We start from the raw sequence: 12,821 nt of genomic DNA on the forward strand, positions 1-12,821 counted from the left end.
GTATAATATCGACATAACGATAAAGCGCTAGTCATCACATATTAACAGGTTTATTTATGTCAGCCGAAGTACTCGAAATCCAGAGCTTTATTGCTCAGCACGCTCCATTTGATAAGCTTCCAGAACACGTTTTGATTGACGTTGCCAAAAGTGTTGAGATTTCTTATTACCGTACCGACAGTATGATTGTTAACTTCAATGACAGGATTACCGAACTTTATATGATCCGCAGTGGCGTCGTAGAGTTATATCGCCGTAAAGGTGAGCTCTATAATCGTCTTGATCAAGGGCAATTATTTGGCCAAATGGGATTATTGACCAATAATAAAGTGCGTTTTCCAGCTAAAGCGGTAAAAGATACCCTCGTATACTGTATTCCAGAATCAGTGTTCAATGATTTATGCGAAAATTATGATGATTTTGCAGATTTTGTTGAGGCTGAGGATACCACTCGGTTAAAACAAGCCGTAAAGGGTAAAACCGTTGAGGCTAACGCGCTCACCACCTCTAAAGTGAAAACCTTACTGACGAGAGAACCGGTTATTCTCCCTTGTAACAGCACGATACAAACCGTAGCCCAAATTATGGCTGAACAAAATATTTCTGCGGTATTAATTAATGACCTCAATATAGATGATCAACAAAATAGCAGTTTTGTCGGCATTATTACTGAACATGATCTTTGCGCTAAGGTGATTGCCGTGGGTGTTAATGTTGATAGCCCTATTTCACAAGTCATGTCGACCGATTTAATTTCACTGGATCATAACGCATATATATTTGAAGCGATGCTACTGATGCTTCGTAATAATATTGACCATCTGCCCATTCTTAAAAATAAAATCCCCATAGGCTTAATTGAAGTTGCCGATATTATTCGGTACGAGTCGCAAAATAGTTTGTTATTTGTCAGCAGTATCTTTCAACAGAATAGTTGCGAGGATTTAGTATCGCTATCTTCGCAGTTAAAAAGTTGTTTTGTACGCATGGTTAATGAAGATGCTAACTCGCATATGGTCGGGCGGGCAATGTCTGAAATCGGCCGTAACTTTAAACAACGTTTATTAGAACTTGCTGAAGAAAAGTTCGGCCCACCACCAGTTCCTTACTGCTTTTTAGCGCTGGGTTCAATGGCTCGTGATGAACAACTGATGGTAACCGATCAAGACAATGCCATTATTTTAGATAATAGTTATCAAGTCGCGGTGCATGGTGAATATTTTGCAAAGTTAGCAGATTTTGTGTGTGATGGTTTAGCGGCTTGTGGTTACAGTTATTGTACTGGCGATATTATGGCCAGTAATCCTGAGCACCGTAAAACTCGCTCAGAGTGGGAAGCATGTTTTGCTGACTGGATAGAAAACCCAAACCCAAAAGCTTTATTAAACAGCTCTATATTCTTCGATCTTACCGGGGTTTATGGTCGGGTTAAATGGGCAGAACAATTAAATACATTTATCTTGAGTAAAGCCAAGAAAAACAACCGTTTTTTAGCTTGCCTGGCGCACAACGCCCTTAACCGTAAACCTCCGCTGGGGTTTTTTAAAGACTTTGTGATGGAAAAAGATGGTCGTCATAATAACGCCATTAATTTAAAACGTCGTGGTACTGCGCCATTGGCAGACTTAATCCGAGTACATGCGCTAGCCATTGGCTCACAAGCACAAAATTCATTTGAACGCTTAGAAGATATTATCGACGCGGGTATTCTACCCAACTCAAAGGGGGAAGACTTACAGCATGCGATGGAACTTATCTCTTTGGTGCGCCTGCGCCACCAATCATCCGATATTGAATCTGGGATAGAACCTGATAACAATATTGAACCAGAAAGTATGTCTGATTTTGAACGTCGTAATCTTAAAGATGCTTTTTTAGTGCTAAGCAATGCGCAAAACTTTTTGAAATTTCGCTACAGTTCCAACAAACTTTAAAGGCTAACTCATGACAAATTTCAGTAAACAGGAGATTGTAAACTGGCAAGCCTTTCTCGAATTAAAAATGCAAAAAAGTAAAGATAGACGCTTGTTTGATTTTTACCACGCTGGAACATATCAAAATGAAACACCATTAAGTGATATTGAGTTTGTTGCACTGGATTTTGAAACAACAGGCTTAGACTCAGAGAAAAATAGCATCATTAGCATTGGTTTAGTGCCATTTAATTTGCAACGTATATTCTGCAATAAAGCAAAACAATGGTATCTCAACCCAAAAGATAAACTCCAAGAAAACTCTATTATTATTCACGGTATCACCCATTCAGACTTACAAGGTGCACCCGATCTTTTGTTGATTTTAGAGCAGATTTTAAATGAATTAGCCGGAAAAGTCGTCGTGGTACATTATCGGCATATTGAACGCGATTTTCTCGATCACACATTACGCATGTTGATTAACGAAGGCATTGTTTTTCCGGTAATCGATACGATGCAAATTGAAGCCAATTTGCATCGGGCGAAATCTCAGGGGTTATTTAATTTCTTTAAGCGAAAGCGTCCACATTCCATTCGGCTTGCTAATAGTCGTGAACGTTATCACTTGCCTGCTTATGCTCCTCATGATGCATTAACTGATGCGATAGCCACGGCTGAATTATTGCAGGCTCAAATTAAATATCATTTTAGCCCCGATACAGCGATTAAAAATTTATGGGTATAACTGAACCGCTATATGAATAAAAAAGCCGATGAATGAATCATCGGCATCGGTTGCAATACCCAGCTGTAGCCATGCTGGTTAACTATATTTTAAAGCGACTTAACTGCTGTTTAAGCCTATGTACTTCATGCTCTAGTTGATCTCTTTCATCGAGTAATTGCAAAATTAAACCAATTCCACTCCAGTCGAGCGCCAAATCACGTTGAATGCGCGTGGCTTTTTTAACTTGATGTAAATTTTCAACACTAAATTGCCATTGCTCTGTTACCTCGCCCTGCAGCGGAATCGCAATATTGTGCTCTACAAGCTCAAGTAATAACGCTGAGCTAATGTCGCTGCATTCACACAGTTCATCACTACTCAACCAACAATCTTGTTCGCTTATATTAATCTGCAGCATCGTTAGTTACTCCAACTGGCACGAGGGTCGAATGTATTTTTTTCAGCTAATTCAGTCCACAAAGGTTTGCTTGTATCGTCTGATACAGTCGGCACCACGATTTTAAGCACCGCAAATAAATCACCCTGCTCTTTTTTACTCAACAACCCTTTACCTTTTATGCGCAACCGCTGCCCAGATTGACTATTGGCTGGAATACTCAATTGAATATGCCCGGTTAAGGTCGGCAGTTTAACCTTGGTACCTAACACTGCTTCCCAGGGTGCCAGTGGCACAACTATAGTCAAATTTCGACCATCAACGTCGAATAAAGGATGAGGCGCATAACGAATTTTTAAATACAAATCGCCATTGTCGGCTTTGGTTTGCCCTGGTCCACCTTGGCCTTTTAGGCGAATGCGCTCGCCATTACTCACACCGGCAGGAATGTTCACTTTTAAGGATTTAGGATGTTCAACAACCTGACCATGAGCATCGCGTTGTTGTAGGGTAAACGAGACAGGCTTAAGAGTATCGACCAATGTTTCTTCAAGAAACATCGGAAACTCCATTTCGATATCCTGGCCTTTAGCGTGTTGAGATTGACGACCATGATGTTGTTGGTTAGGGTCAAAGCCTGAATGACGAGAGTCAAAGCCTGAATGACGAGCCCCAAAAATTGAATTAAAAAAATCAGCAAACTCTTGATCGCTTTGAGGATCGCTTTGCTGTTGTCCCCAATTTTGCCCACCTGCTTGATCGGCATCGTTGTTGTGTGGCCTATTGAGATGATGATGACGTACTTCATCATATTCAGCACGCTTTTTAGTATTATTTAATATCGCATAAGCTTCACCAATTTCTTTAAATTTTGCTTCTGCATCAGCATGTTTACTGACATCGGGATGATATTTTACCGCCAGCTTTTTATATGCGGCTTTTACCGCTTTAATATCCGCTTGCGGATCGATGCCCAATACCGTGTAATAGTCTTTAAAATTCATGTTATCCCCTAACAAAAACACGTTTGCAACGGAACGTCAGACAGCTTAATACTTAATACTAATGAGTTTAGGCCCACAGAGAAACAATACGCTTGATCTTGATCAACTCTATTACTGTACGCCTCGTTTAATTAATCACCAATAATTAATCACCATCACTCATTAAGAATCACCATGAATCAATCAGGCATAATCGCTTACTGAGATAATATCTTGAATATAGGTAACCATTAGCGCTATCGATGTTTATGGTGCCTCACTAGGCTCTGGCACATCATGCTTATTCACTTTTTGCTCTGCGGCTATCTCTTTGGCCCACTCATGCTCAGACACTCCCGCGTCAATACCTTGCTGTTGGGTACTTTGCGACGGAGTAAACGACAGTCTAGTCAATAAAGGAAAATGATCCGAACCAATCGATGGTAAACGTTGAATGTGCTGCAAGGTAAAATGTTGGCTGTGAAATAAATGATCTAATGGCCAGCGCATAAATAAGTAATCGGCATGAAAAGTGTTAAATGCTCCACGGCCAACACGCGGATCAAGCAATCCACTCATTTTACGAAAAAGTCGAGTGGTGGCTGACCAGGCGACATCATTAAGATCGCCGGTGACAATCACGGGCAGATCGCTGTCTGCGACACTTCTCGCTACGATGACTAATTCAGCATCTCGCTCTGCCGATTCAACATTTTCGGTTGGGCTTGGCGGTGCGGGGTGGAGAAAGTGCATCCGAATATGGTCTGTGGTGCGTAAGGTTAATGTGGCATGTATTGATGGCACATCCTTCTCAACCAAATAACATATTTGTTGCTCGCCTAAAGGCAATCGTGAATAAACGTGCATGCCATAAAGGTTATCAAGCGGACATTTAATGCTGTAAGGCATGTCGGTTTCTAATACCTTGAGCTTGTCTTGCCACCATTGGTCTGATTCAAGTGTGACTAATACATCGGGCTTATGCTCGTTGACTAATTGGATCAATGCGTCGGCATTACGATTGGGCGTGAGTACATTAGCAGTGATAATACTAAGTTGCTTATCAACATCAAATTCAGTGGACGTTTTAACCTCTTTGGGAAATAAAAAGGTATAAGGGAATATCCAGCTGAGCTGCCACATTAAGCATAACGTGGTGGCCACAACCAATATCTGCGTACTTAGCAGATGAATGTCGAGAAAAACAATATTAGCGATTAATAGTATTGCGGAGAATATAGACAATTGAAATCGGGGAAAATCCATACTCCTGACAATCCAATGCGGATGCCGTGAAAGAGGCAATAAAGTCGCCAGTAACATTAACACAGTAAAAAATGTCAGTATCGTAAACATAGACAACCTAGTTTTGTATGGTGAATCTTAATATCACTCTCACTGCCACATTATTTAAATAGTGGCCTACATTCAAGACTAAAAAAGGGCTTATCAATAATGTATCTTGATAAGCCCCCCTTCACAGTAGAGTCGTTAAGTGGATTGATTACGACTTAACTGCGGCGCTTTACCTCAGTAAACATACCGAGTACTAAGCTAATACAAGCGAGTATTAAAATAATAGCAAACGGAAGTGCTGCGATAATAGTCACCGACTGAAGTGCTTGAATAGAGTCAGTACCACCAATCCACAACATCACCATAGCGATTACCGCAGAGATAACCGCCCACACTATCTTTTGCTTCATCGGTAATTCCAACTTACCGCCTGCAGTCATACTATCGACCACGATGGAGCCTGAATCTAAAGTCGTCACAAAGAACACAATAATCAGTATAACCGCAATAATGGATAAGATATCACCCATTGGATACGCATCAAGCATGTAGAACAAACTCAATGAAACGTCGGTAATACCTTGTTCGGTCCCTAGCTGACCAACCTTATCAATGATTTGTTGAATCGCGATACCACCAAAAAAAGACATCCAAGCAGTCGTCACTAAAGTAGGGATAATCAACACACATGCCAGAAACTCACGTACGGTGCGGCCACGTGAAATTCGCGCAACAAACATACCAAAGAAAGGTGCGTACGCTATCCACCAGGCCCAATAGAATACTGTCCAACCGTGTAACCAGGTGGTGTCTTCACGGCCAGAATTCTGGCTCAGTGGTATGATGTTTTTGACGTAACCGACAACGCCTGTTACCAATGAATCAAGCACCGTCGTGAAATTAAGAATGCTGATAAAGCCAAGGAATATAAAGGCAATAATCATGTTGATGTTACTCAACAGTTTAACCCCGCCATCCATTCCACGCACCACTGAGAGAATAGCCAGCCCCATAATGAGCAGAATAATCGTCAGTTGCAGATAAATACTATTTTCAAAACCAAACACATGGCTTATACCGCTGGCCGCTTGAGAACCACCTAAACCCAGTGACGTTGCAAGACCAAACAATATAACCAGTACCGCCATAATGTCGATGACATCACCGGTTTTACCCCAGACTCTATCACCGAGTATGGGATAGAAAACCGAGCGCATAGACAGAGGTAAGCCCTTGTTATATACAAAATACGCCAATGAGAGCGCGGTCATGCCGTAAATAGCCCAGGCATGAAAACCCCAGTGGAATAACGAGGCGCCGAGCGCTAATTCACGACCTTCAGGTGTAAAAGGTGCTACGCCGAGCGGGGTGCCAAACCAATCGGTGTAAAACGCTGTTGGCTCTGCTACGCCCCAGAAAATAAGGCCAATACCCATACCTGCGGCAAATAGCATGGATATCCAAGATACTGTCGAGTAATCAGTGGTGGCACTATCACCGCCCAAGCGAATTTTGCCTAATGGGGAAAAGGCTATCACAAGTGCAAAAATGAGCATTATGTTCGCAGTCCACATGAACACGAAGTCAAAGTGAGATAGCGCGGCAGCCTTGACTGAATCAATGGCAGCTTTGGCATCTGCAGGAGGGAAAACCAGCAGGGCCACAATAAATAAAATGGATAAACCGACAGAAACGGTGAACACGGTGTTGTGGACATCCATGCCCCACTTTAAAATATTATCTTGACCAACTTGATAATCAGTTGAGTCGATACTGTATTTTTTTGATTTAAATTTCATAATTAAAAGGTTTACCTATTCGCAATCACGAATATGAAGACCAACTCCATTTTTGAGTGGTACTAATTAAACTGTAATAAAATACAAGGGGATTTGTACTTAATCATTTGTGCAGCGGTTTGATTTACATTAAAGAAGACGTTCTTAGAGTGTAAATATTTAGCTGACAAAATACGGGTAAAGTATACGTTATTAACAGCCCAACTTATATAAAAATAGGGACATTGCCCCTGTAATAAATTCAGAATCAATTTTTATTAACGTGTCCGTCTAATTCTGCCACAACACTTGTATTGGGTTTTAGTTAAGTACATAAGCGTCAGGTAATTAACTCGAGTATTTCAGCGTAGTTTAGAGATGTAACGATTCGACAAAACGCTGCATTAATACCTCACTCTGCACCAATGAAACGCTTTATGTTATCAATCCTATACATGGCTGAATGGTCAAGCGCAAAAAACGGTGAGTCATTCAGAAAAATAATGACCATCGTCAGCAATGTGACTATCACTCCCTTGAAGTAAACACAGCCTAAGCGGGTTCGGTTTTCGGTTTGAGTAAACCAATGCCAACAGCGGCCATTGCCACTGCAATAATGGCATTGAGGTAATTGAAAAACGCATAAGGTGCGTAATCAAGCACGTCCACTCCTAACGTCGCGGTATAAAAGGCACCAGCCGTGGTCCACGGAATAAGGCCTGTGGTCATCGTGGTCCCTTCTTCCACTGAGCGCGAAAGAATGGCGGGCTCTAAATTTTGTTGTTCATATTTAGGCTTAAACAGTTGGCAACTTAGAATAATCGAAATATAGGCTTCACCCATGGCAATGTTACCTAAAAAGCCCGACATAATCGTCGTTGCAATAAGGGTAGCGGTGCGTTGCACTCTTTTTATGATGCCCGCTAATAGTGCGGTGAGAAATCCCGCCCCGTGCAAAATACCGCCTAGCGCGATAGCCATTAACGCCAGCAATAAGGTCCAGCTCATGCTGCTAATGCCACCGCGACCCAGCAAAGCATCTACATTGACGATACCCGTTGATTCGGGCGTATTTTCCCACAGCGCATTAAGCACGGAGATAGCACTCTCTCCTTGATAAAAAATGGCGATGAGCACGGCAAGTATAATGCTGCATGACATCGTCACTTCTGCAGGCACTTTTCTAATGCTCAATACTGCAAGTAAAATTAGGGGTAATAAAGTAATCAGTGGCGTGAGGCTGTAAGTGTTGGCAAGTGCCGTTTGAATTGAAGTGACTTCTGTTAAATCAAGATTTTGCTCACCATAGTTAAATCCGATCACTAAAAATATGATGAATGTAAGGATAAAAGTAGGCGTAGTGGTGAACAGCATAGAATAAATATGTCGATAAATATCAGTGCCAGCACTCATTGCTGCGAGGTTTGTGGTATCTGAAATCGGTGACATTTTATCACCGAACGTTGCACCGCAAACAATCATACCTGCGACTAAAGGCAGCGGGATATTCATCGCTGAGCCGATGCCAATAAAAACCACGCCTAACGTGCCAACGGTACCCCAGGAGGTTCCTGTTGCGACCGACATCAAGGCGCACAGTAATAAACCAACAGCCAAAAACACACTCGGACTCAACCAGCTAAGGCCATAATAAATCAGCGTCGCGATGGTGCCACTGTGCATAAAACTGGCAATCACCATGCCGATCAATATAAAGATATAGATGGCAGGCATCGCTTTGCTCAACGCATTCGTCATTAACTCACGTATGTGTATATAGCCATAGCCAAGACTAAAAGCGTTAAGTCCTACCCATAAAAGGCACAAAAACATCAGTATATGCAGGCTGATCCCTAGACCAAAAAGCCCTCCTGCAATGGTGATGATAATCACGCTAAAACAGATAAGAGACTGCAAAAAACTAGGGCTACGGGGTAAGTTAGGAGTGATAACTGGCATTGGCACACATTATGATAACAATTGGCATAAAGCTGAGTATATCAGTACAAGTAATTGGGTAAACTATAAACCAACAAGTTATCAAAATTTATACAGTTCATCTTTAATAAGCGGTGGTTTAGCGACCTGTAAGCCTCTGTAAATAAGCCCCCATAAATAAAAACCTGTAAATAATTTCCGGGGTATGGCCATAAAAAACATCTAAATTGGTATAAATTACGTATTCATTATGACCACATACGTTTTTAATCAATATTCACATCGTCAACATTATCGATTTGTTATCGATTCACAACCTATGCTTCGCAGACTAATGTTAGGTGTCGATTGTTGTTAAGTCGATTGTTGTTGAGTCGATTGTTGTTGAGTCGATTGTTACTGAATCTATTGCTGTGAATCGAATGCTTGAGAATCTGTTGTTACAGAGTCAAATGCAGATACGAATTATTTTTACCATGTGAGTGAGGCATTACTATGAATAATCCCCCTTCTCAGAAACTTCGCGTAACCTGGGCACTAAAAACAAGTTTTATTGCTGACGCTTTAGCCATGCCAGTGCATTGGTATTATCAACCAATGGAAATAGAGCGTGCTTTTACTGGTGGGATTCAACGCTTTGAAGCTGCACCAGAATTTCATCCTTCATCGATTATGTCGTTGCACTCCAAACACAAAGGAGGGCGACAATCGGCTAATGGTTTGCCTAAAGGGCATTCGTCTAAGGGACATGCAGTTAAAGATCAGCCGCCACAAGTAGTCGGTGATATTATTTTAAAAGATAAAGCGCAGTTTTGGGACACACCGAATGTGCATTATCATCAAGGCATGCAGGCAGGTGAAAACACTCTCAATGCCCATTGCGCTCGAGTCTTAATGCGCACCCTCGCGAGCTCGTCACAACCCTATGACCGACAAGCATTTGTTAATGCCTACATTGACTTTATGACGAAGTCCCCCGCCGCTCATCCTGATACTTATGCAGAATCTTACCATCGAGGATTTTTTGCTAATTTGGCACAAGGTCGCGAGCCTGAAAGTTGTGCCATGATAACGCACGACACCGCATCCATTGGTGCATTAGTAACCATAGCGCCTTTGGTTTTTTCAGAACGGCTTAAGGGCATAAGTGAAGCTGATATAAAGATTGCCTGCCGAGCGCATTTAGCCTTAACCCATCCAGATGAGTCCTTAATGCAGGTGTGTGATAGCTATGTGCAACTCTTGTGTGCTCTGATGGAAGGGCCTGATGAAGTCAGCACTAAAGCACTTTTACTTAAAGCCAGTAAAGGCTTAACGAGTACCCATTTAGCCGGTCTGTTAAAACGTAATCTGCCCGACAGTCAGGTTATCGGCCAGGTGTTTTCAAGGGCGTGTTATATTTCAGATTCCTGGCCTATCGTCTTGTATCTGGCTTATAAATACCAAGGTGATCCTTGGCAAGCACTGCGAGTGAATACCAATTTAGGCGGTGACAATGTACATCGCGGTATCGTACTGGGAACCTTGCTTGGACTGCAAGGCGATACTGTGGCCACCAGCTGGTTTGAACAACTGGTAGACCACAAAGAGATTGCTGTAGAAATTGAGGCGCTTATCAGCGTGGCAAACGCTGCCAAATCGTAAGTTCTGACAAGGTATGCTGAAACTTATGCTGAGTTTCACGGATCACAAACGGGACTTTTTGTGGCTCACCCACTAACGTAAAGTGGCTTGATAATTGATCTTTCAAGCCATCTAATGTGCTGTAGTTTTCGCCATCTTTTTTGAAACCCCCTATCCACTCTTCCTTAGGTGTATGTTCTTCTAACCACGTATAAGGCGATGCAATAATAAGCAAGCCGCCATCATTGATACGCTGCGCGATATCCGCTAAAAAACGGCTCGGCTGGTAAAGCCTATCAATCAAATTAGCGGCGAGAACTAAATCATAAGCCGTAAATTGAGGTTTAAGGTTACAGGCATCACCTTGATGAAATGCAACACGGTTTGCATATGCGTCTAACCCAAGTTCTTGCAGGGTACGAGTATGATAACTGACCAACTCACCTTCCTCTGCCCGGGCGTAGCGCACTGCGCCTTGTTGCGCCATTTTAGCCGCCAGGTTAGTAAAGTTTGCTGAAAAATCAACACCGTCTACCTCATCAAACTGACGCGCTAACTCAAAACTGGCTCTGCCACACGCGCAGCCTAAATCAAGTGCTTTAGCGGTAGGTTTACCCTTCATAGCTTCAAGAGCAATATCGGCTAAAGCTTTAGGAAAGTTCTCTACGCCATACCAGGTGTCACCAAAGTGAAACTCTGCATATTCTGACAACAACTGATCACTTTCGTAGTAAGCCTTAGGCGACTTCGCCTCAACGCTCGAGGCAATATAGCGAAACCCGGCATGCTGAAAGAAATGACGCCTAAACGCATAACGTGCACTAAGGCGTGTTTCGTTACCACTTGAAATCCATGAACCGCCTTTGATTAAATTGTGTTTGCCATCAAACGTCGGCGTAGTGAAATCATCATAAAGAGGGTGTACTTTAAAATCATCAAAAGGATATATCGGCGTTTCGGTCCATTGCCACACGTTACCAACTACATCAAACCAATCGCCGTGTTGATGGCGCGTAACTGGGCAACATGATGCAAAATGGTCAAGATGCAAGTTACCATCGGCCTTGCTATCACCTAATTCTTCAACGCCGGCTTGTGAGCATAGACGATGCCATTCATCTTCAGTTGGCATGCGGATCTGTTGCCCTGTCGCTACGGTTTTCCATTCACAAAACGCTTTTGCTTCATGATAGTTAACTTCAGCAGGCCAATCCCAAGCCATATCAATTTCTTCGGTCATCAGGCGTAAACGCCAGCCATTGTGCCAACGCCAAAAAGTCGGGTGTTTCGCCTCAGTAAACTGCCGCCAAGCAAGGCCATCATCGCTCCAAAAACTATTTTGCTCATAACCCCCGGCCTCAACAAACTCGAGGAACTCTTGGTTACTGACTAAATATTGGCTGGCTTTAAATTCGGCTACCTCAGCCTGATGTTGGCCATATTCGTTGTCCCAGCCATAAACGTCACTGTCAAAGGATTTACCGAGATTAACCGAGCCAGCAGCCACGCTTATCAGTGTGTTTTTGGGTGCCTGGCCAGTCTCTTTACAAGCCGGCCATTGAGGCAATGACTGCACTTTAGCCAGTTCATGTTGGCGAATGAGCACCGACGATGTTTCAAGATGAATACGCTCGTGCTCAATTCCCATCACGATAGGCCACCAGGTATTTTCCCAATCAATGGGTAGCACTAGGTCTAAGCTATCAATTAATCTTAATACTGTGGTGCGCACTTTGGCACGATATTGTTTTACTGCAGCAACACTGGGCCAGTCATAACTGTCTTCCGACAAATCATCCCAGCTCATTTCATCAACACCCACCGCAAAAATTGATTCCATATAAGGATTAATTCGATCGGATATCAGTTTTGCCAATATCAACTTGTTGATGAAAAACGTTGCTGTATGCCCGAGATAGAAAATAAGCGGGTGACGCAAAGGGATAGGTTTTTGATAAAAGCCGCTATCGTCGCGCAAACAATCAAACAATTGTGAATAGGTATCAAAAGTGTTGGTAAAGTAAAGCGCGATTTCCTGGCGCTTATCATCAACGGTGCCACTAATAAGTGAAGGAGTTCGGCGTAATGCTACAGAATCAACAAATGTTGCAGAGCGTTTAGCTATTTCTTGAGCGTTTTGAATTGGTATTGTCATCGTGAAAC

The 12,821-nt window shown here is 42.5% G+C and carries 9 protein-coding genes; 3 read left to right on the forward strand and 6 right to left on the reverse strand.

What is annotated here, in order from left to right; all coding sequences use genetic code 11:
* The first annotated feature begins 56 nt into the window (after positions 1-56).
* Positions 57-1,934, forward strand: a complete 1,878-nt coding sequence (locus tag AC19MX_RS19430) for a DUF294 nucleotidyltransferase-like domain-containing protein (RefSeq protein WP_498299563.1) — start codon at positions 57-59, stop codon at positions 1,932-1,934.
* Between the two features lie 10 nt (positions 1,935-1,944).
* Positions 1,945-2,661, forward strand: a complete 717-nt coding sequence (locus AC19MX_RS19435) for a 3'-5' exonuclease (RefSeq protein ID WP_498299564.1) — start codon at positions 1,945-1,947, stop codon at positions 2,659-2,661.
* Between the two features lie 82 nt (positions 2,662-2,743).
* On the opposite strand, the gene AC19MX_RS19440 is transcribed toward AC19MX_RS19435, so the two are convergent.
* The 5 genes from AC19MX_RS19440 to nhaC all read right to left on the reverse strand — a co-directional run bounded on the left by AC19MX_RS19440 (position 2,744) and on the right by nhaC (position 9,056).
* Positions 2,744-3,061, reverse strand: a complete 318-nt coding sequence (locus AC19MX_RS19440; RefSeq protein ID WP_498299565.1) for a chaperone modulator CbpM — start codon at positions 3,059-3,061, stop codon at positions 2,744-2,746.
* A 2-nt stretch (positions 3,062-3,063) separates the two neighbouring features.
* Positions 3,064-4,044 (reverse strand): DnaJ C-terminal domain-containing protein, encoded by a 981-nt coding sequence (locus AC19MX_RS19445; RefSeq protein WP_498299566.1) that lies wholly within the window; start codon positions 4,042-4,044, stop codon positions 3,064-3,066.
* A 246-nt stretch (positions 4,045-4,290) separates the two neighbouring features.
* Positions 4,291-5,379, reverse strand: coding sequence for an endonuclease/exonuclease/phosphatase family protein (locus tag AC19MX_RS19450; RefSeq protein ID WP_498299567.1), 1,089 nt, complete (start codon positions 5,377-5,379; stop codon positions 4,291-4,293).
* Positions 5,380-5,534: 155 nt separating this feature from the next.
* Complete coding sequence (locus AC19MX_RS19455; protein WP_498299568.1) at positions 5,535-7,118, reverse strand: BCCT family transporter; 1,584 nt, start codon at positions 7,116-7,118, stop codon at positions 5,535-5,537.
* Between the two features lie 531 nt (positions 7,119-7,649).
* On the reverse strand, positions 7,650-9,056 hold the full coding sequence (gene nhaC, locus AC19MX_RS19460) for a Na+/H+ antiporter NhaC (protein ID WP_498299569.1): 1,407 nt from the start codon (positions 9,054-9,056) through the stop codon (positions 7,650-7,652).
* A gap of 474 nt (positions 9,057-9,530) precedes the next feature.
* On the opposite strand from nhaC, the gene AC19MX_RS19465 reads away from it, so the two are divergent.
* A complete protein-coding gene (locus tag AC19MX_RS19465; RefSeq protein ID WP_498299570.1) occupies positions 9,531-10,679 on the forward strand; it encodes an ADP-ribosylglycohydrolase family protein in 1,149 nt (382 codons plus the stop codon).
* Here AC19MX_RS19465 and ovoA read toward each other — a convergent pair.
* Positions 10,651-12,813 (reverse strand): 5-histidylcysteine sulfoxide synthase, encoded by a 2,163-nt coding sequence (ovoA, locus tag AC19MX_RS19470; RefSeq protein WP_498299571.1) that lies wholly within the window; start codon positions 12,811-12,813, stop codon positions 10,651-10,653. The two genes, AC19MX_RS19465 and ovoA, sit on opposite strands and share 29 nt — an antisense overlap.
* Positions 12,814-12,821 lie beyond the last annotated feature (8 nt).

The sequence above is a fragment of the Shewanella sp. MF05956 genome (assembly GCF_059758055.1).